General features: G+C 74.5%; 17 protein-coding genes. 8 read left to right on the forward strand and 9 right to left on the reverse strand.

Annotated features, from left to right (window positions below):
• Nucleotides 1-93: 93 nt before the first annotated feature.
• Nucleotides 94-282, reverse strand: a complete 189-nt coding sequence (locus Sdia_RS12930) for a DUF5703 family protein (protein WP_003947232.1) — start codon at nucleotides 280-282, stop codon at nucleotides 94-96.
• Between the two features lie 47 nt (nucleotides 283-329).
• Between Sdia_RS12930 and Sdia_RS12935 the strand changes: the two genes are divergently transcribed.
• The gene (locus tag Sdia_RS12935; RefSeq protein WP_100456053.1) at nucleotides 330-1,061 is read left to right on the forward strand and encodes a hypothetical protein; all 732 of its coding nucleotides are present in this window, start codon (nucleotides 330-332) and stop codon (nucleotides 1,059-1,061) included.
• Nucleotides 1,062-1,675: 614 nt separating this feature from the next.
• On the opposite strand, the gene Sdia_RS12940 is transcribed toward Sdia_RS12935, so the two are convergent.
• Nucleotides 1,676-3,883, reverse strand: a complete 2,208-nt coding sequence (locus Sdia_RS12940) for a helix-hairpin-helix domain-containing protein (RefSeq protein ID WP_189400921.1) — start codon at nucleotides 3,881-3,883, stop codon at nucleotides 1,676-1,678.
• The gene (locus Sdia_RS12945; RefSeq protein WP_115068500.1) at nucleotides 3,880-4,872 is read right to left on the reverse strand and encodes an aldo/keto reductase; all 993 of its coding nucleotides are present in this window, start codon (nucleotides 4,870-4,872) and stop codon (nucleotides 3,880-3,882) included. The genes Sdia_RS12940 and Sdia_RS12945 overlap by 4 nt, the downstream gene beginning before the upstream one ends.
• Nucleotides 4,873-5,028: 156 nt before the next feature.
• On the opposite strand from Sdia_RS12945, the gene Sdia_RS12950 reads away from it, so the two are divergent.
• Both Sdia_RS12950 and Sdia_RS12955 read left to right on the forward strand, forming a co-directional pair.
• On the forward strand, nucleotides 5,029-6,078 hold the full coding sequence (locus Sdia_RS12950; RefSeq protein ID WP_115068499.1) for an LLM class F420-dependent oxidoreductase: 1,050 nt from the start codon (nucleotides 5,029-5,031) through the stop codon (nucleotides 6,076-6,078).
• Nucleotides 6,079-6,354: 276 nt separating this feature from the next.
• Nucleotides 6,355-7,143: a hypothetical protein gene (locus Sdia_RS12955; protein WP_100456049.1), complete on the forward strand. Its 789-nt coding sequence runs from the start codon at nucleotides 6,355-6,357 to the stop codon at nucleotides 7,141-7,143.
• A gap of 9 nt (nucleotides 7,144-7,152) precedes the next feature.
• Here the strand turns inward: Sdia_RS12955 and Sdia_RS12960 are convergent, their stop codons facing one another.
• Nucleotides 7,153-8,151, reverse strand: coding sequence for a magnesium and cobalt transport protein CorA (locus Sdia_RS12960; protein ID WP_100456048.1), 999 nt, complete (start codon nucleotides 8,149-8,151; stop codon nucleotides 7,153-7,155).
• Nucleotides 8,152-8,240: 89 nt separating this feature from the next.
• Between Sdia_RS12960 and Sdia_RS12965 the strand changes: the two genes are divergently transcribed.
• The 4 genes from Sdia_RS12965 to mshC all read left to right on the forward strand — a co-directional run bounded on the left by Sdia_RS12965 (nucleotide 8,241) and on the right by mshC (nucleotide 11,902).
• Entirely contained in the window at nucleotides 8,241-8,933 is a 693-nt protein-coding gene (locus Sdia_RS12965; RefSeq protein WP_115068498.1) for an MSMEG_4193 family putative phosphomutase, read from the forward strand.
• A gap of 129 nt (nucleotides 8,934-9,062) precedes the next feature.
• Nucleotides 9,063-9,653 carry a DUF3090 domain-containing protein gene (locus Sdia_RS12970; protein ID WP_107488282.1) on the forward strand — a complete coding sequence of 197 codons (591 nt, stop codon included), beginning with the start codon at nucleotides 9,063-9,065 and terminating at the stop codon, nucleotides 9,651-9,653.
• Nucleotides 9,617-10,561 carry an SCO1664 family protein gene (locus tag Sdia_RS12975; RefSeq protein WP_115068497.1) on the forward strand — a complete coding sequence of 315 codons (945 nt, stop codon included), beginning with the start codon at nucleotides 9,617-9,619 and terminating at the stop codon, nucleotides 10,559-10,561. Before Sdia_RS12970 ends, Sdia_RS12975 begins: the two co-directional genes overlap by 37 nt.
• Nucleotides 10,562-10,672: 111 nt before the next feature.
• Complete coding sequence (mshC, locus tag Sdia_RS12980) at nucleotides 10,673-11,902, forward strand: cysteine--1-D-myo-inosityl 2-amino-2-deoxy-alpha-D-glucopyranoside ligase (RefSeq protein WP_115068496.1); 1,230 nt, start codon at nucleotides 10,673-10,675, stop codon at nucleotides 11,900-11,902.
• Between the two features lie 606 nt (nucleotides 11,903-12,508).
• On the opposite strand, the gene Sdia_RS12985 is transcribed toward mshC, so the two are convergent.
• The 5 genes from Sdia_RS12985 to Sdia_RS13005 form a co-directional block, all read right to left on the reverse strand.
• Nucleotides 12,509-13,606 carry a PAC2 family protein gene (locus Sdia_RS12985; protein WP_115068495.1) on the reverse strand — a complete coding sequence of 366 codons (1,098 nt, stop codon included), beginning with the start codon at nucleotides 13,604-13,606 and terminating at the stop codon, nucleotides 12,509-12,511.
• 1,304 nt (nucleotides 13,607-14,910) lie between these two features.
• Nucleotides 14,911-16,521: a glycerol-3-phosphate dehydrogenase/oxidase gene (locus Sdia_RS12990; RefSeq protein WP_115068494.1), complete on the reverse strand. Its 1,611-nt coding sequence runs from the start codon at nucleotides 16,519-16,521 to the stop codon at nucleotides 14,911-14,913.
• A gap of 62 nt (nucleotides 16,522-16,583) precedes the next feature.
• Entirely contained in the window at nucleotides 16,584-18,125 is a 1,542-nt protein-coding gene (gene glpK, locus Sdia_RS12995) for a glycerol kinase GlpK (RefSeq protein ID WP_100456042.1), read from the reverse strand.
• Between the two features lie 80 nt (nucleotides 18,126-18,205).
• Complete coding sequence (locus Sdia_RS13000) at nucleotides 18,206-18,976, reverse strand: MIP/aquaporin family protein (protein ID WP_100456041.1); 771 nt, start codon at nucleotides 18,974-18,976, stop codon at nucleotides 18,206-18,208.
• Between the two features lie 390 nt (nucleotides 18,977-19,366).
• Complete coding sequence (locus Sdia_RS13005; RefSeq protein ID WP_100456040.1) at nucleotides 19,367-20,131, reverse strand: IclR family transcriptional regulator; 765 nt, start codon at nucleotides 20,129-20,131, stop codon at nucleotides 19,367-19,369.
• A 404-nt stretch (nucleotides 20,132-20,535) separates the two neighbouring features.
• On the opposite strand from Sdia_RS13005, the gene metH reads away from it, so the two are divergent.
• Nucleotides 20,536-24,060: a methionine synthase gene (gene metH, locus Sdia_RS13010; RefSeq protein ID WP_100456039.1), complete on the forward strand. Its 3,525-nt coding sequence runs from the start codon at nucleotides 20,536-20,538 to the stop codon at nucleotides 24,058-24,060.
• Nucleotides 24,061-24,165 lie beyond the last annotated feature (105 nt).

Consider the following 24,165-nt stretch of genomic DNA (forward strand, 5'->3'; position numbering starts at 1 on the left):
ACCCGCCCGGCCGGTGCCAGGACCGTCCGGCACACGACGGAGGGCGGCGACCGCGTGTCGCCGCCCTTCGGCGTACCCGGCCTCATCCGGTACTCACCAGGTGGCCCGTAGCTGGCGGATGATCCGCCGCCGCAGCCGCACCCGCCGGCTGCCGTCCGGGAGCAGCACCAGCCGGTCCAGCTCCCAGTGGCCGTACTCGGCGTGGTCGGTGAGCAGGCGGGTCGTATCGGTGCGAGTGATCCCTCTGGGGACATACACGTCAGTGAATTCGTATTCCGGCATCGCATCTATTGTGCGGGAGCGGCCCCGGTACGGATAGCGTCAGCACCATGTCTGATGCTGAGCAGCCCACGGCTGCCGAGGTACGGGCCGCCGCCGAGGCGGTCAAGACCGCGCTCGACCGCCACCTGGCCGCGGTGGAGCGCAGGACCGGTGAGGACGACCCTGCCGTCCACGCCGCCTTCAACGACCTGGCCGCCGCCGCCGAGGAGTACGACGAACTGCTCTACGAGCGCTACGACGAGGTCACCCCCTTCGACATCCCGGACGCGGACGACGGCCTGCCGCCGTACACCGGGCCCGACGAGCCCAGCGCCCTGAGCGTGCTGATCCGCCGCGACTACGCGGTCGCCGAACCGCGGCGGCTGCTCTCCCAGGCGCAGCGCATCGCCGACCACGAGCGGGGCGGGGCGGCACCGCCCGGCTCCGGCGCGGGCGCCCAGGGCGTGGTCGGCGACAGCGTCCACGCCGCCCTCGGCGTCCTGTTCGGCGAGTACGAGGCGGACGAGGTCGCCTCCCGGCACATGGAGTTCGGACTGGAGGAGGGCGACTCCACCCTGTGGGTGGTGGCGGCCGAGGAGCCGCCCGAGCCCGGGGAATGGCTCGACGCGCCGTTCGAGGACGCCGATCCCGGCCTCGTCGTCTGCCGGTTCGACATGAGTGCCGTCTTCGACGAGGACCCGGACGACCACGACGACCGGGAACTCGACGGCGTCATGGACCTCGACGAGGACGCCGCCGAGGGGCTGGGCGGCCACCAGGAGCACCGGGGCCGCGTCTGACCCGTCCGGGCGCCGGGAGGGCCGGGTCCCGCGGGACCCGGCCCTCCCGGCGCCCCAGCCGTACCGGAGACCGCGGCGGCGACGGGGAACGGCGGTACGTGGGCGCGGTACCGGGCGGTTCCCGGCGGATCCGCGAGCCGAACCCGAGGAAGCCGGGGGACCGGAGCTCCCCGAGCGACGGTCCCCCGGCCCACACGGACCACCCGCCCGGCCACTTCGGCCGTGCGGCGGAGGTGCGGGTGGTCCCGGACTCCCACGCCCGGGGCCGCCCGGTCCTGGTCCTGGAGGCGGACGAGGCGGTCTCCTGGCCTCCACGGAGATACCGGAAGGGCGACGAACTCGCGCTCGACGACTGGTCCGCGGACGCCGCCGAGACCGGCGAGGCCACGGCAGGCCGCCTCTGGCAGCACGTGCGCCGGAGCGCCCCGCGAACCGGTCCGACCGGTTCCCCATCGGCTGCGACCGAACGCCGCGCCCCTCCACGCCGCCGCGGGAGCCGTCGGGTACGCCACCAGCCGGCCCCCGGCGTCGTCCCGGCCCCCGCGCGTCCGCCACGGCCTGGTGCCCTGGGTGCCTGCGGGCGTCCGCCGGCGGGACAAGCGCCCCGCAGGCGCTCAGGCGGACGCCGGGAGCTGCGGCGCGAGCAGGAGGGGAAGGCGGGTGGTGCGGGGCTTGGCGGGGCGTTCGGCCACCGCGGCGGCCAGCGCCGGACCCACCCCCTGGACGACCGAGAGATGGCGGCCGGCGCGGGTGAAGGCCGTGTAGACCCAGTCGCGGGTCAGGCCCGCTCCCGCGTCGCCCGGGACGACCACGACGGCGGCCGGGGCGCGCAGGGCCACCGCCTGGTGGGCGGTGACGGCCCAGCCGTGGCGCAGGGTGCCCGCCACCCGGTCACGGGCGACCAGGACCTCGCCACCCGCGCAACGCAGCCGTAGGCCCTCCTGCTCGGCGCCGGTCACCCGGCCGAGCTCGGTGCGGCCCGGCACCGGGCTGTACGCCACCCGGTCGCCCGGGTCGAAACCGGCGAACCTGCCGGGGCCGGGGTTGCACTTCTCCTTCAGGGCGGCGTTGAGCACCCGCGTACCCGCCGCTCCGCCGTGGCCCGGCGTCACGACCAGCGTCTGCTCGGGGGGCACCTGGAAGGCGCGCGGCACGGACTCCGTGACCAGCTGCACCGTGCGGTGCACCGCCTCGGCGGCCTCGCGTACCGGCACGATCGCCACCTCGTGGCCGGGGGCGTCCACCGCCGTCAGCTCACCGGCACCCACGCCGGAGGCCAGTTCGCCCACCGGGCCCGGGTCCGGGGTCCGGGAGACGACGACCGGGCAGGCCCGCGAGGCCAGCAGGTCACCGAAGACCCGGCCGGGGCCGGCCGACCCGAGGACGCCCGGGTCGCCGCTGAGCACCAGCCGCGCCCCGTCGGGCAGCGCCTCGACCAGCATCGCGGCACTCTCCACGTCCAGCTGGGGGGCGTCGAGGACCACCAGCAGGTCCAGCGCGAGCGAGCCGTCGGCGTCCCGCCCCGGCCCCTCGGCGCCGGAGAGCAGCCCGGCCACGGTGACCGCCCGCACCTCGCCGGAGAGCGTCGCCGCGAGCCGCGCCCGGCTGTCCGGGCCGTGGACCGCGCCCCACGCCCGCAGGCCGAGGGAGGCGGCGGCGGTGAGCAGCGCGGCCGGTTCGGCGCGCGCCGCCTCGCCGCCCGAGTGCAGGACGAGCCCGTGCCCGGCCGCGGCCCGGACCAGCTCGGCCGCCGACCCCCGTCCCTCGCCGCCGGCGCTCTGCCACTCGTCGAGGCCGGGTCCGGCCGCCGGCCGGGTGTTGACCAGCCCGGCCAGGCCGTCGGCGAGGCTCTCCTCGGCCAGGGCGTACCGCTCCAGGCCGATCAGGACCCGCACCGGGGTGCCGGCCGGTTCCTCCGCCTCGTCCGGGCCGCCGGGCCCGGACGCCGGAGCCTGGGCGGCGGGGGCGCCGGTCTCCAGCGGGTCCTGGAAGACCAGGACGTCGCCTTCGGCGACCGCCGCGCGCAGGGTGCCCTCCGGGTCCGGGACGGCGCGCTGCCCCAGAGCCGCGCGCAGGGCGTCGGCCTCCAGGGCGGTGTGCCCGGCGAGGGCGGCCTGTTCGAGCAGCCAGCCGATGACCGCCCGGCCGCGTCGCGCGTCGTCCGGCCTCGCCTCCGCGCCGAGCAGGGCGCGGGCGAACCCGTCGGCCTGCTCCGGGCGTACGCCCCGGGCGCGCAGCAGCTGCCACGGGTCCTCGCGCAGCATCGCGGCTCCACCGTCCCCGAGGGCCTCGGCCACGGCGGAGCCGAGCGAGGCCGGGGCGCCGCCGTCGGCGAGCACCGCCGCCACCTCGTCCACGGCGCGGTCGGAGGGCCCGGTGGGGGCGGCCGGGGCGGCGGGCGCGGGGCGGGCCGGTTCCGGAGCGGGCCTGCGCGGCGCGGCCGGTGCGGTCTCGGGGACGAACGCGGTGGGCGCGGCGCCGCCCTCCACCGCCTTGACGGCGGCGAGCAGGTCGGCGGCGACCCCCTGGAGCTTGCCGCCCGCCTCCACCGGCGCCTCGCGCCCGGCCTTCCGCTCCTCGATGCGCCGCCGCAGCTCTCGCTGGGCCGCCAGCTCGGCCTCCGCCCCGGAGGGTGCGGGCGCGGCACCGGCGCCCTCGGCGGCGTCGGCGGACGCTTCCGCGTCGGCCTCGGTGCCGGTCGCCCCGCCCTCGCCCGGTGCCTCCTCGGCGCCGTGCTCCGGGGGCGTGGCGTCCTCGGCGGCCGCCGCCTGGGGGGCGGGCGCGTCCTCGTCGGCGGGCGCGGCGGCGGGGTCCGTACTCACAGCGTGCTCCAGTCCTGGTCGGGATAGCGGTGCACGGGCGCCGACACGTCGTCGAGCGCCTGGCAGATCTCGTCCGGAAGCGTAAGGGCTTCCGCCGACAGGGCCGCCGCGAGCTGCTCGGAGGTGCGCGGTCCGACGAGGGGGGCGCAGACGCCGGGCCGGTCGCGGACCCAGGCCAGCGCCACCTGGAGCGGGGTGGTGGCGAGGCCGTCGGCGGCGGTGGTGAGGGCGTCGACGACGCGGTCGCCCGCGTCGTCGAGGTAGGGGGCGACGAACCCGGCCAGGTGCTCACTGGCGCCGCGCGAGCCCGGCGGGCCCGGGAAGGCGGCGTGCCGGTACTTGCCGGTGAGCACACCCCGGCCGAGCGGTGAGGAGGGGAGCAGCCCGACACCCAGGTCGAGGGCGGCGGGCAGCACCTCGCGCTCCACGCCGCGCTGGAGCAGCGAGTACTCCATCTGCGTGCTCGCCAGTCTGGTGCGGCCGGCCGGCAGGGCCAGTTGCCAGGTGGCGGCCTTGGCCAGCTGCCAGCCGGAGAAGTTGGAGACCCCCGCGTACCGTGCCCGGCCCGTGGTGACGGCGATGTCGAGTGCCTGGAGGGTCTCCTCCAGCGGGGTCAGGGGATCGAAGGCGTGCACCTGCCACAGGTCGACGTGGTCGGTGCCCAGCCGGTGCAGCGAGGCGTCCAGCGCGCCCAGGAGATGGCCCCGGGAGCCGTCGAACCGCCGCTCCGGGTCCGGGACGCTGCCCGCCTTGGTGGCGATGACCAGGTCCTCCCGGGGGACCAGCCGGTCGACGATCCGGCCGAGGAGGTACTCCGCCTCGCCGTCCGCGTACACGTCGGCGGTGTCGACGAGGGTGCCGCCGGCTTCCCAGAAGGTCTTCACCAGATCGGCGGCGTCGTGCTCGTCGGTGCCCCGGCCCCAGGTCAGGGTGCCCAGGCCGATGCGGGACACGCGCAGACCGGTGCGGCCCAGATGCCTCTGCTCCATGGTCGCCGAGAGTACTGGGCGCACCCCTGTTCGTGGTGGTGCGCGGACACGGCCCGCCACGTGACGGGGGCGACGCGCCCGGGCATACCGTCCGCACGGGTGGGAGCGCTAGAGTCCCCGGAACGGGACGTTACCGATGGGTAAGGGGATTTGCGCATGCAGCTCGGCATCAACCTCGGCTACTGGGGCGCCGGAATGGACGCGGACAACCTGGCGGTCGCCAAGGAGGCCGACCGGCTGGGCTACTCGGTCTGCTGGGCCGCCGAGGCGTACGGTTCGGACGGCCCCACCGTGCTCGCCTGGGTCGCCGCCCAGACCGAGCGGATCGACATCGGCTCCGCGATCATGCAGATCCCGGCGCGTCAGCCCACCATGACCGCGATGACCGCGGCCACTCTCGACTCGCTCTCCGGCGGCCGCTTCCGTCTGGGGCTCGGCGTCTCGGGCCCGCAGGTCTCCGAGGGCTGGTACGGCGTCAAGTTCGACAAGCCGCTGGCCCGCACCCGCGAGTACGTCGACATCGTGCGACAGGCCATGAGCCGCGAGCGGGTCTCCTACGAGGGCGACCACTGGACCCTGCCGCTGCCCGGCGGCCCCGGCAAGCCGCTGAAGCTCACCGTCCACCCCGAGCGCGAGCGCATCCCGCTGTACATCGCCGCGATCGGCCCGAAGAACCTCGAGCAGACCGGCGAGATCGCCGACGGCGCCCTGCTGATCTTCCCCGCCGCCGAGCACCTGGAGGAGACGGCCGTCCGCCACCTGCGCGCGGGCCGCGAGAAGGCCGGGCTGACCATGGAGGGCTTCGACGTCGTCCCCACCGTCCCGATCGCCGTCGGCGAGGACGTGCGGGGACTCGCCGACTTCTTCCGCCCCTACACCGCGCTGTACGTCGGCGGCATGGGCAGCCGCAAGCAGAACTTCTACAACCAGCTCGCGCAGCGCATGGGGTACGAGAAGGAGGCCGCCGAGATCCAGGACAAGTACCTCTCCGGCGACAAGGAGGGGGCCGCCGCGGCCGTCCCGCACCAGCTCATCGACTCCACCACCCTGCTCGGCAGCGTCGACCGGATCGCCGACCGGATGCGGGCCTACGCCGCCGCGGGCGTCACCACCCTGACGCTCTCCCCGGCCGGCTTCACCCTCGACGAGCGGCTCGCGGCGCTGCGCGCCGGTACCGAGGCGCTGGAGCGCGCGGGCCTCGCCTGACCTGACCCGCCCCGCGACGAGGCCCCGCCGGCGCGCAGCCGGCGGGGCCTTCCAGGTCTGCGGCCGTGGTGGGGGCTCGGGGGTCCTCCCCGCCACGGCCGTCACCAGGACAACGCCCGACCGCCCCCCGGGTTACGCCCACCGGCGCGCGACCGCGCCCGCGCGCCCTCACCCGTTCGGCCGAGCCCCGCGGCCGGTGGCGTTGCCGGGCCCCCGGGGGCGACCGTTGACTGGCCTTCTGCGGACTACTGTCCCGCCACGCACGGAGGTTTGCGGATGCTCTCGGCCCGGAGTCTCTTCCAGGAGATCCTCGACAACGACGACGCGTACCGGCTCTTCTGCTCCGTCGCCGCCAGCGGCGAGGCCCAGGGGGGCTGGGAGAACGCCCGGATCGCCGCCCTCGTCCCCGAGTCGCAGCGGGCCCTGGCCCCGAAGATCGCCCGGCACGGCGCCGACGAGGACAAGCACGGCCGGATCTTCCACGCTCTGCTGAGGAAGCGCGGCCTCGAAGCCTGCGAGGTCCCCGAGGACACCGACTACACGATGCTCCTGGAACGCCACGGCATCGGCCTCGCCCACGCCCGCCTCAAGGCCGACGTCCCGCTCAGCGAGCAGGACGTCATCACCTACCTCGCGCACAGCCGCGTCACCGAGCAGCGCGCCTCCGAACAGATGCGGATGCTGCTGCGGCACTTCGGCGACCACCCGGAGATCGGCCGCGCGGTCCGGATGATCTCCGACGACGAGGACAACCACCTCGCCTACTGCCACGAGGAACTGCTGCGGCTGGCCCGCGCCGGACACGGCCGCGCCATCCACCGCGCCCTGCACACCTGCGTACGCGCCGAACTCGCCGTCTACCGCGACGTCAGCCTCGCCGTGATGGCCCGGATGGGCGAGGTGCTGGGCTGGTCCAAGGCCCGGAACGCGCTGCTCGCCACGGGCATCCGCGCCGCCTACCGGTACGAGCGGGCCCTCGGCTGGCGGCGGATGGTCTCCCTCGCCCCGCCCGAGCGGCGCGACCCGCTCGGCGGACCCGCCGCCTCCGCGCCGGAGTTCGCCTGAACGGGCCCCTCAGAGCCAGCCACGCCGCTTGAACTGGCGGTGCAGGGCGACCACGACGCCCCCCATCACCAGGATCACCACCGGGTAGCTGCCCGGCCAGTCCAGTTCGGGCATGGCCTCGAAGTTCATCCCGTAGATCCCCGCGATCATCGTGGGCACCGCGGCCATCGCGGCCCACGCGGAGATCTTCCGCATGTCGTCGTTCTGCCGGACCCCCATCTGGGCGAGGTGCGCCGAGAGGATGTCCGAGACCAGCCGGTCCAGGCTCTCCACCGACTCGTTGACCCGCAGCAGGTGGTCACTCACGTCCCGGAAGAAGGGCTGGGAGGCGTCGTGCACGAACGGCACCCCGTGGCCGAACGGGCCGGCTCCGGCCAGCCGTCCCAACGGCGCCGTCAGCGGGCCCGTCGCCCGGCGGAACTCCACGATCTGCCGCTTGAAGGTGTAGATCCGTTCGGCGGTGTCGCGGCTGCCCGAGGAGTCCGGTGAGAAGACCTCCGCCTCCAGTTCCTCCAGGTCCGTCTGGAGTTCGGCCGCCACCTCCAGGTAGTGGTCGACCACGGCGTCGGCGACGCCGTGGAGCACCGCGGTGGGGCCGTGCGCCAGCATCTCCGGCTCGCGCTCCAGGCGGGCCCGCACCTGGTCCGGCGCGGACCCCTCCCCGTGCCGCACCGTCAGCACGAAGTGGTCGCCGACGAAGACCATCACCTCGCCGAGGGAGACCCGGTCGCTCGCGGGCTCGTACCGCACCGGCTTCACCACCATGAACAGCGAGTCGTCGTACACCTCCAGCTTCGGCCGCTGGTGCGCCTTGAGGGCGTCCTCCACCGCCAGCGGGTGCAGCCCGAACTCCTCGCTGATCCGCCCGAACTCCTCCTCGCTCGGGTCCCGCACGCTCAGCCACACGAAGGCGTCGTCCCAGGCCCGGGCCTTCGCCAGCGCCTCGGTGAACTCGCCGGCCCGCTCGGTGCGGCGGCCGGCCCGGTAGATGCCACAGTCCACGATCACCGGGTCAGTCTTCCCCGGCCCGGCCGGTCCTCACCTGCCATTTCCCCGCCACCGCCGGGGAGGGGGACGCAGCGCATACCCTGGCAGGCATGCCCACCCTGATCCTCGTCCGGCACGGACGCTCCACCGCCAACACCGCGGGAATCCTCGCCGGGCGCACCCCGGGTGTCCGCCTCGACGACCACGGCCGTGCCCAGGCCGAGGCGCTGCCCGCCCGGCTGGCCGCCGTCCCGCTGGCCGCCGCCGTCAGCAGCCCGCTGGAGCGCTGCCGGGAGACCCTCGCCCCGCTGCTGGCCGCCCGCCCCGGGCTGCCGGTCCACCTGGAGGAGCGGGTCAACGAGTGCGACTACGGCGACTGGTCGGGCCGCAAGCTCTCCGAGCTGAGCGGTGAGCCGCTGATGGAGGTCGTCCAGCAGCACCCCTCGGCCGCCGCCTTCCCCGGCGGCGAGTCGATGCGACACATGCACCACCGCGCCGCCGAGGCGGTCCGGGAGTGGAACGCCCGCGTCACCGCCGAGCACGGCGAGGACGCCGCCTACCTGCTCTGCACCCACGGCGACATCATCAAGTCCCTGGTGGCCGACGCGCTCGGCCTCCACCTCGACCTCTTCCAGCGCGTCTCGGTCCAGCCCTGCTCGGTCACCGCCATCCGCTTCACCCGGCTGCGCCCCTTCCTCGTGCGCCTCGGCGACACCGGGGACCTGGACTCCCTGGCACCCCGCCCCGCCGGCGACGAGGAGGCCGGCCGGGCCACGGTCGGGGGCGGTACGGGCGCACCGTGATCGCCCGCCGCAGTAGGGTGAAACCGAGACGGGGGCACCAGCCCTGACGCACACCCGGACCACGGCGTCCGGGCAGGAGCCGCCCCGGTCCCACCGCCCCTCGCCGCCGACCTTCTGGAGATGCAGGACGTGTCCCGTCAGGTGTTCCTCTTCGACCCGCCCGAGCGCTTCGTCGCCGGGACGGTCGGTCTGCCCGGACGCAGGACCTTCTTCCTCCAGGCGTCCTCGCAAGGCCGGGTCACCAGCGTGGCCCTGGAGAAGACCCAGGTCGCCGCGCTCGCCGAGCGCATGAACGAACTGCTGGACGAGGTCGTCCGCCGCAGCGGCGGCAATGCCGCGGTGCCCGCCGTGGTCCCGGCCGAGGTCGCCGACAGCGCGCCCCTCGACAACCCGGTCGAGGAGGAGTTCCGGGTCGGCACGATGGCGCTGGCCTGGGACGGCGAGGACCAGCGGATGATCGTCGAGGCGCAGGCGCTGGTCGAGCTGGAGGGCGACTCCGACGAGGACCTGGCCGCCGCCGAGGAGCGCCTCCTCCAGGACGAGGAGAACGGCCCCCCGATGCTCCGGGTCCGCCTCTCCGGTGCGCAGGCCCGGGCCTTCGCCAAGCGCGCCCTGGACGTCGTCAACGCCGGCCGGCCGCCCTGCCCGCTGTGCAGCCTGCCGCTCGACCCGGAAGGACACGTATGCCCGCGCCAGAACGGGTACCGCCGGGACCTGTGACCACCGCCGCCTCCGGCTCCGAGCTGTCCGGCTCCGCCCCCGCCGGCTCCGTCACCGCCCTGCTCAGCGAGGGCGAGCTGACCGTGCTCGGCCGCATCCCCGCGGCGTCCAACGCCGTGCTGCACTGCGCCGTCGTCCACCAGGGCCGCCGGGCCGCCTGCGTCTACAAGCCGGTCGCGGGGGAGCAGCCGCTCTGGGACTTCCCCGACGGGACCCTCGCCCAGCGGGAGGTCGCCGCCCACGAGGTGTGCGCCGCCCTCGGCTGGGAGCTGGTCCCGCCCACCGTGCTGCGCGAGGGGCCGTACGGGCCCGGCATGGTGCAACTCTGGATCGACCAGCCCGAGGACGCGCCCGAGGAGCCCGGCGCCGGCGCAGGGACCGCCGCACCCGGCGCCGCCGGCGCCCCCGGCCTGGTCCCCGTCGGCCGTCTGCTGGCCCTCGCCGACGCCGAGCGGCCCGCGCCCGCCGGGTGGCGCGCCATCGGGCTCGCCGAGGTGCCGGGCGGCGGCACCGCGCTGCTGGTCCACGCCGACGACGCGCGGCTGCGCCGCCTCGCCGTGCTGGACGCGGTCATCAACAACAGCGACCGCAAGGGCGGCCACCTGCTCACCACCGCCGACGGCCGTCTTTACGGCATCGACCACGGGGTCACCTTCCACACCGACGACAAGCTGCGCACCCTGCTCTGGGGCTGGGCCGGGGAACCGCTCCCCGACGAGGCCCTCACCGCGCTGGGCCGGCTGGCCGCCGCCCTCGGTGAGGACGAGCCGCTCACCACCCGTCTGGCCGCCCTGGTCACCCCCGCCGAACTGGCGGCGCTGCGCGACCGGGTGGCCGCCCTGCTGGCCTCCGGCACCCACCCCGTGCCCAGCGGCGAATGGCCCGCGATCCCCTGGCCGCCCGTCTGACCCTCGCGCCCCGACCGGCACGGGAGCGCCGGACGCGCAAGAGTGCCCTCCCGGCCAATCAGCCCCTATCCGGTTCGTATCCGGATGCCACGTCCGGTTAGGCTCGGTGCCATGCATGCCTGGCCCGCTTCCGAGGTCCCCGCCCTGCCCGGCAAGGGTCGCGACCTGAGGATCCACGACACCGTGACCGGGGGGCCGAAGACCCTCACCCCCGGCCCCGTCGCCCGTCTCTACGTCTGCGGCATCACGCCGTACGACGCGACCCACATGGGTCACGCGGCGACCTACAACGCGTTCGACCTCGTCCAGCGCGTGTGGCTCGACACCAAGCGTCAGGTGCACTACGTCCAGAACGTCACGGACGTGGACGACCCGCTCCTCGAGCGCGCCGTGCGCGACGGCGTGGAGTGGACCGGCCTGGCCGAGCGCGAGACGGCCCTCTTCCGCGAGGACATGACCGCGCTCAGGATGATCCCGCCCCGCGACTACATCGGCGCCGTCGAGGCCATACCCCGCATCATCCCGCTGGTCGAGCGGCTGCGGGACGCGGGCGCCGCCTACGAGCTCGAAGGCGACCTCTACTTCTCCGTCGAGTCCGACCCGCACTTCGGCGAGGTCTCCCACCTCGACGCCGCCGCGATGCGCCTGCTCTCCGCCGAGCGGGGCGGCGACCCCGAGCGGCCCGGCAAGAAGAACCCGCTCGACCCGATGCTGTGGATGGCGGCCCGCGAGGGCGAACCCAGCTGGGACGGCGGCAGCCTCGGCCAGGGCCGGCCCGGCTGGCACATCGAGTGCGTCGCCATCGCCCTGGACCACCTCGGCATGGGATTCGACCTCCAGGGCGGCGGCTCGGACCTAATCTTCCCGCACCACGAGATGGGCGCCTCGCACGCCCACGCCGCCACCGGCGAGCACCCCTTCGCACAGGCCTACGCGCACGCGGGGATGGTCGCGCTGGACGGCGAGAAGATGTCCAAGTCCAAGGGGAACCTGGTCTTCGTCTCCGCGGTGCGCCGCGCCGGCGTCGACCCGGCCGCCATCCGCCTCGCCCTCCACGCCCACCACTACCGGGCCGACTGGGAGTGGACCGACGCCACCCTCCAGGAGGCCGTGGCGCGCCTCGCCCGCTGGCGTGCGGCCGTCTCCCGCCCCGACGGACCGGACGCCTCCGCCGTCGTCGAACAGGTACGCGCGGCCCTCGCCGACGACCTGGACGCGCCCGCCGCCCTGCGCGCCGTGGACGCCTGGGCCCGCCTCCAGGAGGCCGGGGGCGGTACCGACGAGGGCGCCCCGGGCGTCGTCTCCCGCACCGTGGACGCCCTGCTCGGCGTGGCACTCTGAACCCACCAGGCGGCACGAAGGGCCTCGCCACGGTGAAGTGGCGGGGCCTTCCGCGCGTTCCCGGCGGCTCGTCCGCCGAGGAGAGGCGCGACGGCCCGGTCGGGAAGGACGGGACGAACGGCCGGGAGACGGCCGCCGTGCCGTCCGGCTCATGGCGGCGACATGCCGGGGCCGGGCCGGAAGCCCGCCCCCTTCCCCACGTTCCCGAGGCGGGAGTGCCGGCGGGCCTGCCGGCGGAGGCGGGCACCGGGCCGTGACCGGGAGACGGCGCGTGCCCTGGCCCGGAGTGGTGGAGTGAGGCCGGCCTCCGGGCCGTCGCCCTCGTGCGCGGCCGACGGCCACCGGCAGGCAGGCAGGCTGCCGACCGGGCCGGGGACGCCTCGCGAGGAGGCCGGCGCCGCTGGACTTCGCGGCAGCCCGCGGCCGGCCTGCCGGGGGCGGGCCAGGGCGCGGCCGTCCGCCGGGTCGCCGACGAACCTTCCGCGACAGGAGTGGTGGACGTTCCCCACCGAGCCGTGCTGACCGATCGGGCAGCACGAAGGACCCCGCCACGGTGATCGTGGCGGGGCCCTCCCTGGTGGCTCGTGGCCGGCGGCGCGGGTCCGGTCAGTCGCCGGAACCCGGTCGGGAGTCTCCGTCCGGACCGTCGTCGCCCTTGCTCCCGGGGGTATCGCCGTCCGCCCGGCCGTCCTCGGGGCCGTCCTCCGCGGGGCGCGGCGCCTCCCGGCCCTCGGGGGCGGTGCCCGGGAGCGGGCCGGTGCGCTTGGGGTGCGGCGGCCGGGTGCGGTCGGGGCCCTCACGCAGGAACGGACCCTCACCCTCGGCGGCCCGCCCGCCGTCGGTGGCGTGGCCGCCGGGACCGCCGCCGTCGCGGCGCCGCAGGTACCGCTCGAACTCCCGGGCGATGGCCTCGCCCGACGCCTCGGGCAGCTCCGCGGTGTCCCGCGCCTCCTCCAGCGACTGGACGTACTCGGCCACCTCGCTGTCCTCGGCGGCCAGCTGGTCCACCCCGAGCTGCCAGGCCCGCGCGTCCTCCGCCAGGTCGCCCAGCGGGATGCGCAGGTCCAGTACGTCCTCCAGGCGGTTCAGCAGGGCGAGCGTCGCCTTCGGGTTGGGCGGCTGCGAGACGTAGTGCGGGACCGCCGCCCACAGGCTCACCGCGGGTACCCCGGCGTGCGTGCACGCCTCCTGGAGGATGCCGACGATGCCGGTGGGGCCCTCGTAGCGGCTCTCCTCCAGGTTCATCGTGCGGGCCAGGTCCGGGTCGGAGGTGACGCCGCTGACCGGGACCGGGCGCGTGTGCGGGGTGTCGCCCAGCAGGGCGCCGAGGACGACGACCAGTTCGACGCCGAGCTCGTGGGCGAAGCCCAGCAGTTCGTTGCAGAACGAGCGCCAGCGCATGCTGGGTTCGATGCCGCGGACCAGGACCAGGTCACGGGGCTTCTCGCCGCCGATCCGGATCACCGACAGCCGGGTCGTCGGCCAGGTCACCTTGCGCACCCCGCCGTCCATCCACACCGTGGGGCGGTTGACCTGGAAGTCGTAGTAGTCCTCGGCGTCCAGCGCCGCGAACACCTCGCCCTTCCACTCCTGCTCCAGGTGCGCGACCGCGGTGGAGGCGGCGTCGCCGGCGTCGTTCCAGCCTTCGAACGCGGCCACCATGACCGGGTCGACCAGCTCGGGTACCCCCTCGAGCTCGATCACCCAGTGCCTCCTTCCGACGTGCCCTCGCGTACCGGCCCAACCTTACGGCGTCCGCGGGGCCCTTCCGCAGCCCCCTTGTGGGGCCGCGACGCTCGGAAGACTGCCCAGGTCCGGGCCCGCGCACTCCCCCCGTACGGGGCCGGGCGGCCCGCGGGCGGCGGACCCCGGGCCGGTCCGGCGCACTCCCGGAGCGCCGGTGGGCGCCTCCCGGCGCACCACCGGCGCGACCTCCTCGGCGGACCGCTCCGGCCGGTCCGGCTGTCCCGCCCGCTCCACGCCGAAGCCGTGGGCCGCCACCGGCCGAAGCCCGTGGCCGTGGACCGCGCGCCACCCGAGGAGCCTGTCGATGGTCCGCTCGGCGGAGCCGACGCGCTGCGGCCCGTCCGCCAGCGCCTCCTCGACGGTGCGGAAGGGTGAGTCGGGCCGGGCCACCCCAGCACGGGTCTGGGAGCCCCACCGGGTCTGGACGTCGTGGACGCCCCGGCACGGACCCCCGCCGCGTCCGTGCCGGCGATCAGCGGGCCGCCGGAGCCCGCTCCCCGTGGGAGCCCGCCGGGTCGTGGCCGTACGCCTCGATCCGCTCGCGGTACCGGCGGATCAGGGCCGCGTACGCCCTTCTCGGCGGAGGGCGTCGGCGGTGAAGAGCGGATCACCGTGGAGCGCGGCCACGCGGGGACGGGGGACGGTGGCCGAGCCGTGCCGGACCCGGGGCGGTGCGGCGGAGGGCCGCGGCACCGTCGCCACGTCGTTCAGCGGGGCGCGGGACTCGCCCGGCCGGCCGACGTGCTCCCCCGGCCGGAGCCGGCGCGACAGCGCGTCCTCCTCCCGCTGGAGGCCCCACGCCGTTCCGCCTCCGGGCCGAAGTGGGCGAGGTGGGTGCGCGTCCGCGCCCTTGCCGACGGCCGGTGCGCGATCCGGAGCCGGAGAGCTGGTCGAGGGTGGCGGGGCCCTCCGCGACCCGGACCGGGTCCAGGGCGGAGAGGGCGGTGACCCCGGCCGGCGGGCGGACGGGGCAGGTTCGGGCGGGCGAGCGCGCCGACGGGGACGGGGGGGAGAGGAACGGTCCGGTGGGCCGTTCACCGTCCGCGAACGCGTCCACGCCGAGGCGTCCGGCCCGTCCGGCTGGGCCCGGCACGTCGCCGAAGCGGTCGGCGGGCGCGGAGGCGTGCCCGGTGGCCGGGTGCCGGCCGTGGCCGATGAGGGAGAGCACCCGCAGTCCCAGTGTGCCCAACCGGCGCCCGGGTGCCGCGGTGGTGCGGCGGACGAAGCACCCGCCACACCACCGCGCCCGCGCCGGGCCGCCGTCAGCTCCGGCGGTCCGCCAGCAGCTTGGCCACGTCGTCGCGGACCTCGGGGGTGTCGAGCCCGCGCACGGTGAGCGTGGTGCGGCGGCGCAGCACGTCCTCGGCCGTCTCGGCCCACTCGCGGTCGCGGGCGTAGACGACCTGCGCCCGGATCTCCGGGGCGTCCGGGTGGACGCGCTCGGCCAGCGACGGGTCCTCGTTGGCCAGTCGGGCGATGTCGAAGGCGAGCGAACCGTAGTGGGTCGCCAGGTGGCGGGCGGTGTCGGGGGCCATCCGGGGCCCGGGTGCGGGCCCGTCGACCAGCAGCCGGTGCGCGACCGCCTGCGGGTTGGCGATGCCCGGCAGGGGCATCCGGGGCAGGCTGCGCATCGGCTCCATGTCGTCGGTCAGCGGGCGGCCCGGGAGCTTGGCCAGCTTGTCGATGACGGTGCGGCCGATGTGCCGGAAGGTGGTCCACTTGCCGCCGGCCACCGAGAGCATTCCGCCGGGACCCTCGCTGACCACCGTCTCCCGCTTGGCCTTGGAGGTGTCGCCGGGCCCGCCGGGCAGCACCCGCAGACCGGCGAACGAGTAGGTGATGAGGTCCCGGGAGAGCTGCTGGTCACGGACGGAGAAGGCGGCCTCGTCGAGGATCTGCGTGACGTCCTGGTCGGTGACCGAGACGTCGCGCGGGTCGCCCTCGTACTCCTCGTCGGTGGTGCCGAGCAGGAGCATGTCCTCCCAGGGCAGCGCGAAGGTGATGCGGTACTTGTCGATCGGGGTGGCGAGCGCGGCCTTCCAGGGGGAGGTGCGGCGCAGCACCAGGTGGGCGCCCTTGGAGAGGCGGACCGAGGGGGCGGCCGCCTTGTCCTCCATGGCGCGCAGGTGGTCGGTCCAGGGGCCGGTGGCGTTGAGGACGAGGCGGGCGTCGACGCCGAACTCGGTGCCGTCCAGGCGGTCCCGCAGCTCGGCGCCGGTGACCCGGCCGCGGGTGAAGCGCAGGCCGGTGACCTCGGCGTGGTTCAGCACCTCGGTGCCCGCGTCGACGGCCGCGCGGACCGTCATCAGCGCCATCCGGGCGTCGTTCATCTGGTCGTCGCCGTAGACGGCGACCGCGCGCAGCCCGTCGGTGCGCAGCTCCGGCACGTCGCGGCGGGCCCGCTCGGGGCTGATCACGTGGCCGACGCCGTCGCCGAAGGCGGAGAGCGCGGAGTACGCGAAGACACCCGCGCCCAGCTTGGCGGCGCCGTGCGGGCCGCCCTTGTAGACGGGCAGGTAGAAGGTGAGCGGGCGGGCCAGGTGCGGGGCGACCTGCTTGGAGACGGCGCGCCGCTCGAAGTGGTTCTCCGCGACCAGTTTGACCGCGCCGGTCTGGAGGTAGCGCAGGCCGCCGTGGAGCAGCTTGGAGGAGGCCGACGAGGTGGCTCCGGCGAAGTCCCCCGCGTCGACCAGGGCGACCCTGAGGCCGGACTGCGCGGCGTGCCAGGCGGTGGAGATGCCCAGGATGCCGCCGCCGATCACCAGGAGGTCGTAGGTCGCCCGGGACAGCTGGTCCCGGGTCTCGGCCCGGCCCGGGTTGGGGCCGGCTGCCGGGTGCGTCCCGAGGGCCGGGACGCTGTGCGGGGTGGTCATGACGTGCTCCTCATCGGTGTGTCCGGGGGGCCGCGCGTGGGGCGGCCCCCCGGGGTGGTGCGTCAGTTCTCTTCGTCGTCGAGCCAGTCGAAGGTGCGCTCGACGGCCTTGAGCCACTTGCGGTACTCGTGGTCGCGGACCTCGGGGTCCATGTCCGGGGTCCACTCGGCCGCCCGGCGCCAGTTGGCGCGCAGGGTGTCGGTGTCGGGCCAGAAGCCGACCGCGAGGCCGGCCGCGTAGGCGGCGCCCAGGCACGTGGTCTCGGCCACCATCGGGCGGACCACCGGGGCGTCGACGAAGTTGGCCATGGTCTGCATGAGCAGGTTGTTGGAGGTCATGCCGCCGTCGACCTTGAGCGAGGTCAGCTCGACGCCGGAGTCCTTGGTCATGGCGTCGGTGATCTCGCGGGTCTGCCAGGCGGTCGCCTCCAGCACGGCCCGGGCGATGTGCGCCTTGGTCACGTACCGGGTCAGGCCCGCGATGACGCCGCGGGCGTCCGGCCGCCAGTAGGGGGCGAAGAGACCCGAGAAGGCGGGGACGAAGTAGGCGCCGCCGTTGTCCTCGACCGAGGAGGCCAGCGTCTCGATCTCGGCGGCGGAGTTGATCAGCCCCATCTGGTCGCGCATCCACTGGACGAGCGAGCCGGTGACGGCGATCGACCCTTCCAGGGCGTAGACCGGGTCCTGGTCGCCGATGCGGTAGCCGACGGTGGTCAGCAGCCCCGAGTAGGAGTTGATGATCTTCTCGCCGGTGTTCATCAGCATGAACGTGCCGGTGCCGTACGTCGACTTGGCCTCGCCCTCGGCGAAACAGGTCTGGCCGAAGAGGGCCGCCTGCTGGTCGCCGAGCGCGGAGGCGACGGGGATGCCGCCGAGCAGCTCGCCGAGGCGGCCGCCGCTGACCTCGCCGTAGACCTCGGCGGAGGAGCGGATCTCGGGCAGCACCTCGGTGGGCACGCCGATCGACGAGCAGATCCGCTCGTCCCACTCCATGCGGTGCAGGTTCATCAGCATGGTGCGCGAGGCGTTGGTGACGTCGGTGACGTGGACGCCGCCCTCGGTACCGCCGGTGAGGTTCCAGATGACCCAGGAGTCCATGGTGCCGAAGAGGATGTCCCCGGCCTCGGCGCGCTCGCGCAGCCCCTCGACGTTGTCGAGCAGCCAGCGGGCCTTGGGCCCGGCGAAGTACGAGGCGAGCGGCAGGCCGGTCTCGCGGCGGAAGCGGTCCTTGCCGACGTTGCGGCCGAGATCGCGGCAGAGCGCGTCGGTGCGGGTGTCCTGCCAGACGATGGCGTTGTGGACCGGCTCTCCGGTGTGCCGGTCCCACAGCAGCGTCGTCTCACGCTGGTTGGTGATGCCGATGGCCTTGATGTCCTCGCGGGTGATCTCGGCCTTGGCGACGGCTCCGGCGACCACCTCCTGGACGTTGGTCCAGATCTCGGCGGCGTCGTGCTCGACCCAGCCCGGCTTGGGGAAGATCTGCTCGTGTTCCTTCTGGTCCACGGCGACGATCCGGCCGTCCCGGTCGAAGATGATGCAGCGGCTCGACGTGGTCCCCTGGTCGATCGCGGCGATGAAGGGGCCTGCGGTGTGTGCGTCGGTCACGGTGTGCTCCTGCTCAGCGAAGTGCGGTGGCGGGTCGGTGCGGGTGGCCCGGGCGGGGTACGGCCGCCCGGGCCCGCCGGTCAGGCGAACCCCAGTTGGTAGATGCCGCCGGCGAGGGCGCCGCCGAGCAGCGGTCCCGCCACCGGAATCCAGGCATACTCCCAGGCGGAGCCGCCCTTGTTCGGCAGCGGCAGCACCGCGTGCACCAGCCGGGGGCCGAGGTCGCGGACCGGGTTGATCGCGTACCCCGTGGGGCCGCCGAGAGACAGGCCGATGCCGACCACGACCAGAGCGGTGATGAGCGCGCCGAGGACGCCGAGGCCGTTGCCCTCGTCGTTGAGCCCCTGGGTCAGGATCGCCAGCACCAGCACGGTGGTGGCGATGATCTCGGTGCTGAGGTTCTGCACGGTGTCGCGGATCTGCGCGGTGGTGGAGAAGACGCCGAGGACCGGGCCGGGCGCGTCCTTCGGGGCGGCGGCCGCCTCCGCGAGCACGGCCTCGTCCTTGAGGTGCGCCTGGAAGTGGCCGTAGTACGCCAGCCAGACGAGGGCGGCGCCGATCATCGCGCCCAGCAGCTGAGAACCCAGGTAGAGGGGGACGTCCGACCACGCGGTGCCGCCCTCTATCGCCAGGCCTATGGTCACGGCCGGGTTCAGGTGGGCGCCGGAGACCCCGGAGGAGAGGTAGGCACCGGTGAGGACGGCGAAGCCCCAGCCGAAGGACACCGTGAGCCAGCCGGCGTCCTTCGCCTTGGAACCCTTGAGCGTGACGGCGGCGCAGACGCCGACGCCGAGCAGGATGAGTACGGCGGTACCGATCGTCTCGCCGATGAAGATGTTGGAGCTGGACACCCGCGACTCCTTCGTCCTTCGTCCAGATGGACACCGCGCGTGCCGCTCCGCCGGGTCCCGCCGGCCGGACACGTCCGCGGTGCGGGGGCGTGTTCTGGTCGGCTCACTCCACACCGTAACGCGTATTCGTCGTTAGGTGTTCGACAATGCCGACCGTGGAACGGCAGTGTTCCGCCCGCGTGCGCACTCAGTCAAGGTCCTGTGCCGCAAAGCTCCCCAGGATTCGGGCGCCGGAACCGCGCGGGCGGGCAGCGGGTGTGACGTGCGCCTCGTCACGGGCGCGACAAAAAGCCCGGCCGGGGCGGGAACGCCGCGCATCGGCCGGGAAGGTGTGGAAAAGGGGCAAAGGCGGAAGGCGCTGGCGCCGCCCGGCCGGTGGGGCCCGCCGGGTCAGAACCGCCCGGCGCCCAGATCCCGCGAGACGGCCCGGGCGCAGTCGCGCACCGCCGTCACCAGCTCGGTGCGCAGCGTGCCGTCCGGGCAGAGCCGCTCCACGGGGCCCGTGACGCCGACCGCTCCCACCGGCATCCGGCGCCGGTCGTGGATGGGTGCCGCCAGCGAGGCCACGCCCTCCCAGGTCTCCTCCTGGTCGCTGGCCCACCCGCGCGCCCGGGTCAGGTCCAGCGCCTCCTCGAAGGCGGTGGGCTCGGTGACGGTGCGGCCGGTGAGCGGTCCGCGCTCGCACTCCAGGACCTCGCTGTGGGCCACCGGGTCGAAGGCGCAGAGCACCTTGCCGAGGGCCGTGGAGTGCAGCGGGTGCATGGCGCCCACCTCCAGGACCTGCCGCGAGTCGTCCGGCCGGAAGACGTGGTGCACGATCAGTACGCCCTGCTGGTGCAGCACCCCGAGGTAGACCGCCTCGCCGCTGGAGCGGGCCAGGTCGTCCGTCCAGACCAGCGCGCGGGCCCGCAGCTCGTGCACGTCCAGGTAGCTGTTGCCCAGGCGCAGCAGCTCCGCGCCGAGCTGGTAGCGGCCCGAGGCCGGTTCCTGCTCGACGAAGCCCTCCGCCTGGAGGGTGCGCAGGATGCCGTGGGCCGTGCCCTTGGCGAGGCCGAGCGTCGAGGCGATGTCGGAGAGCCCGAGCCGCCGCTCACCCCCCGCCAGCAGCCGCAGCATCGCCGCGGCCCGCTCCAGCGACTGGATGTTCCGTGCCATCCGTGGTCCCTTCCTGAGGCCGTGTGCCGATGCGGCCATTCGACAATGCTGAACACTAGCGGCCTTGGCCGACCGTGAGCCAACGTGCGGACCCCTTGCCTCCGGCGAGTTTTCGCCACACCGCGGCCCACACCCGACACGCCCGTCCCCGTCCCGGCCGGGGGCCATCTTCACCCCGGTGCCGGTACGGTCCCGCATCGCCTCCGGAGCCGCGCCCCGTCCCCGCCTTCCCCGTACCGGGCTTGCGCCGACCGCCTCCGCCGCCCCCTCGGGCCGGGGCGGGCCGCAGGTCCGCACCGTGGACGGCCGCGCCGCGAGGCGGCCCCTGGGGCTACGCTGACCGCGTGCGCCTTCGGCACCGGAGGCGCAAAGCCGACAGCCGTCGCACTCCAGGGAGCACTCTCATGGCCTCGTCGCCGACCCATCGGACCGCACTGACCGCCGCCGCCCGCGCGGACGCCCTCCGTGAAGCACTGGCCACCCGGGTGGTGGTCGCGGACGGGGCGATGGGCACGATGCTCCAGGCACAGGACCCGACGCTCGACGACTTCCAGCAGCTCGAAGGCTGCAACGAGATCCTCAACCTCACCCGGCCGGACATCGTCACCTCGGTGCACGACGCCTACTTCGCCGTCGGTGTCGACTGCGTGGAGACCAACACCTTCGGTGCCAACCACGCGGCACTGGGGGAGTACGACATCCCCGAGCGGGTGTACGAGCTGTCCGAGGCCGGAGCCCGGGTCGCCCGCGAGAGCGCGGACCGCTTCACCACCGAGACGGGGCAGCAGCGCTGGGTGCTCGGTTCGATGGGCCCGGGCACCAAGCTGCCGACGCTCGGCCACGCCCCGTACGCCACCCTGCGCGACGCCTACCAGCGCAACGCCGAGGGGATGATCGCGGGCGGCGCCGACGCGCTGCTGATCGAGACCACCCAGGACCTCCTCCAGACCAAGGCGTCGGTCATCGGCGCCCGCCGCGCCCTGGCGGCGACCGGAGCGGACCTGCCGGTCATCGTCTCGGTGACCGTCGAGACCACCGGGACCATGCTGCTCGGCTCGGAGATCGGGGCGGCGCTGACCGCCCTGGAGCCGCTGGGTATCGACATGATCGGCCTGAACTGCGCGACGGGCCCCGCCGAGATGAGCGAGCACCTGCGCCACCTGGCCCGCCACTCGCGCGTGCCGATCTCCTGCATGCCCAACGCCGGCCTGCCCGTCCTCGGCAAGGACGGCGCGCACTACCCGCTGACGGCCGGCGAGCTGGCCGACGCCCAGGAGGGCTTCGTCCGGGACTACGGCCTGTCCCTGGTCGGCGGCTGCTGCGGCACCACCCCCGAGCACCTGCGCCAGGTCGTCGAACGGGTGCGGGGCGCGGTGCCCGGCGAGCGGACCCCGCGCCCGGAGCCGGGCGCCGCCTCGCTCTACCAGTCGGTCCCGTTCCGCCAGGACACCTCGTACCTGGCGATCGGGGAGCGGACCAACGCCAACGGCTCGAAGAAGTTCCGCACGGCGATGCTGGAGGGCCGCTGGGACGACTGTGTGGAGATGGCCCGCGACCAGATCCGCGAGGGCGCCCACCTCCTCGACCTCTGCGTCGACTACGTGGGGCGGGACGGGGCCGCCGACATGCGGGAGCTGGCGGGGCGGTTCGCCACCGCCTCCACCCTGCCGATCGTCCTGGACTCCACCGAGGTGGACGTGTTGCGCGCCGGGCTGGAGAAGCTGGGCGGACGGGCGGTCATCAACTCCGTCAACTACGAGGACGGCGACGGGCCCGACTCGCGGTTCGCCAAGGTCACCGCGCTGGCGCAGGAGCACGGCGCGGCACTGATGGCGCTGACCATCGACGAGGAGGGCCAGGCCCGCACCGCAGAGCACAAGGTGGCGGTGGCCGAGCGGCTGATCGAGGACCTGACCGCCAACTGGGGCATCCGCGAGTCGGACATCCTCATCGACACCCTGACCTTCACCATCTGCACCGGCCAGGAGGAGTCCCGCAGGGACGGCCTGCACACCATCGAGGCGATCCGCGAACTCAAGCGCCGCCGCCCCGACGTGCAGACCACCCTCGGCCTGTCCAACATCTCCTTCGGGCTCAACCCGGCCGCCCGCATCGTCCTCAACTCCGTCTTCCTCGACGAGTGCGTCAAGGCCGGGCTCGACTCGGCGATCGTGCACGCCTCCAAGATCCTGCCGATCGCGCGGCTGGAGGAGGAGCACGTCCAGGTCGCCCTCGACCTCATCCACGACCGCCGCGCCGAGGGCTACGACCCGCTCCAGACGTTCCTGGACCTGTTCGAGGGCGTCGACACCAAGTCCATGAAGGCCGGCAAGGCAGAGGAACTCCTCGCCCTGCCCCTGGAGGAGCGGCTCAAGCGCCGCATCATCGACGGCGAGAAGAACGGCCTGCACGAGGACCTCGACGAGGCGCTGACCGAACGCCCGGCCCTGGACATCGTCAACGACACCCTGCTGGACGGCATGAAGGTGGTCGGCGAGCTGTTCGGCTCCGGCCAGATGCAGCTGCCCTTCGTCCTGCAGTCCGCCGAGGTCATGAAGGAGGCGGTCGCCCACCTGGAGCCGCACATGGAGAAGGCCGAGGGCGACGAGGACGGCAAGGGCACCATCGTGCTCGCCACCGTCCGCGGCGACGTCCACGACATCGGCAAGAACCTCGTCGACATCATCCTCTCCAACAACGGCTACAACGTCGTCAACCTCGGCATCAAACAGCCCGTCTCCGCCATCGTGGAGGCCGCCGAGGAACACCGCGCCGACGTCATCGGCATGTCCGGACTCCTCGTCAAGTCCACCGTGATCATGAAGGAGAACCTGGAGGAGCTGAACCAGCGCGGCCTGGCCTCCGGCTACCCGGTGATCCTCGGCGGCGCCGCCCTCACCCGCGCCTACGTCGAGCAGGACCTCCACGAGATCTACGAGGGCGAGGTCCGCTACGCCCGCGACGCCTTCGAGGGCCTGCGCCTGATGGACGCCCTCATCGCGGTCAAGCGCGGCGTCCCCGGCGCCACCCTGCCCGAGCTGAGGCAGCGGCGGGTCCCCGCCTCGGCCTCCGCCGCGGTGGCCGAGGAGCAGGAGGAGGGCCCGGCCCGCTCCGACACCGCCACCGACAACCCGGTGCCCACCCCGCCGTTCTGGGGCACCCGCGTCGCCAAGGGCATCCCGCTCAAGGACTACGCCTCCTGGCTCGACGAGGGCGCCCTCTTCAAGGGCCAGTGGGGCCTGAAGCAGAACCGCGCCGGTGACGGCCCCAGCTACGAGGAACTGGTCGAGACCGAGGGCCGCCCCCGGCTGCGCGGCTGGCTCGACGAACTGCACACCAAGAACCTGCTCGAAGCCGCCGTGATCCACGGCTACTTCCCGTGTGTCAGCAAGGGCGACGACCTGATCGTCCTGGACGACGCGGGCAACGAGCGGACCCGCTTCACCTTCCCCCGCCAGCGCCGCGGGCGGCGGCTGTGCCTCGCCGACTTCTTCCGCCCGGAGGAGTCCGGTGAGACCGACGTCGTCGGCTTCCAGGTCGTCACCGTCGGCTCCCGCATCGGCGAGGCCACCGCGGAGCTGTTCGCCGCCAACTCCTACCGCGACTACCTCGAACTCCACGGCCTGTCCGTCCAGCTCGCCGAGGCCCTCGCCGAGTACTGGCACGCCCGCGTCCGAGCCGAGCTCGGCTTCGGGGAGCAGGACCCGGTCGAGGTGGAGGACATGTTCGCCCTGAAGTACCGCGGCGCCCGCTTCTCGCTCGGCTACGGAGCCTGCCCGAACCTGGAGGACCGGGCGAAGATCGCCGATCTGCTCCAGCCCGAGCGGATCGGCGTGCACCTCTCGGAGGAGTTCCAGCTCCACCCCGAGCAGTCCACCGACGCCATCGTCATCCACCACCCCGAGGCCAAGTACTTCAACGCGCGCTGACGCGCCCCCGGCGCGGACGGCCCGCCCTGAGGCGGCCGGGCGCCGGGAGCCGTACACTGGTCGGCCCTGTTCAGGCCGGGTGGGAGCCGCCCGTCGCGACGCCTC

Source organism: Streptomyces diastaticus subsp. diastaticus, from assembly GCF_011170125.1.
Taxonomy (GTDB): domain Bacteria; phylum Actinomycetota; class Actinomycetes; order Streptomycetales; family Streptomycetaceae; genus Streptomyces; species Streptomyces diastaticus.

What these genes read in the sequence shown, in the direction of transcription:
- Sdia_RS12955 (WP_100456049.1), top strand. Translation starts at nt 6,355, where the DNA reads ATGCTCTCGGCCCGGAGTCTCTTCCAGGAGATCCTCGACAACGACGAC.
- mshC (WP_115068496.1), top strand. Translation starts at nt 10,673, where the DNA reads ATGCATGCCTGGCCCGCTTCCGAGGTCCCCGCCCTGCCCGGCAAGGGT.
- Sdia_RS12945 (WP_115068500.1), bottom strand. Translation starts at nt 4,872, where the DNA reads ATGGAGCAGAGGCATCTGGGCCGCACCGGTCTGCGCGTGTCCCGCATC.
- Sdia_RS12990 (WP_115068494.1), bottom strand. Translation starts at nt 16,521, where the DNA reads ATGACCACCCCGCACAGCGTCCCGGCCCTCGGGACGCACCCGGCAGCC.
- Sdia_RS12975 (WP_115068497.1), top strand. Translation starts at nt 9,617, where the DNA reads ATGCCCGCGCCAGAACGGGTACCGCCGGGACCTGTGACCACCGCCGCC.
- metH (WP_100456039.1), top strand. Translation starts at nt 20,536, where the DNA reads ATGGCCTCGTCGCCGACCCATCGGACCGCACTGACCGCCGCCGCCCGC.
- Sdia_RS12965 (WP_115068498.1), top strand. Translation starts at nt 8,241, where the DNA reads ATGCCCACCCTGATCCTCGTCCGGCACGGACGCTCCACCGCCAACACC.
- Sdia_RS12935 (WP_100456053.1), top strand. Translation starts at nt 330, where the DNA reads ATGTCTGATGCTGAGCAGCCCACGGCTGCCGAGGTACGGGCCGCCGCC.
- Sdia_RS12930 (WP_003947232.1), bottom strand. Translation starts at nt 282, where the DNA reads ATGCCGGAATACGAATTCACTGACGTGTATGTCCCCAGAGGGATCACT.
- Sdia_RS13005 (WP_100456040.1), bottom strand. Translation starts at nt 20,131, where the DNA reads ATGGCACGGAACATCCAGTCGCTGGAGCGGGCCGCGGCGATGCTGCGG.
- Sdia_RS12950 (WP_115068499.1), top strand. Translation starts at nt 5,029, where the DNA reads ATGCAGCTCGGCATCAACCTCGGCTACTGGGGCGCCGGAATGGACGCG.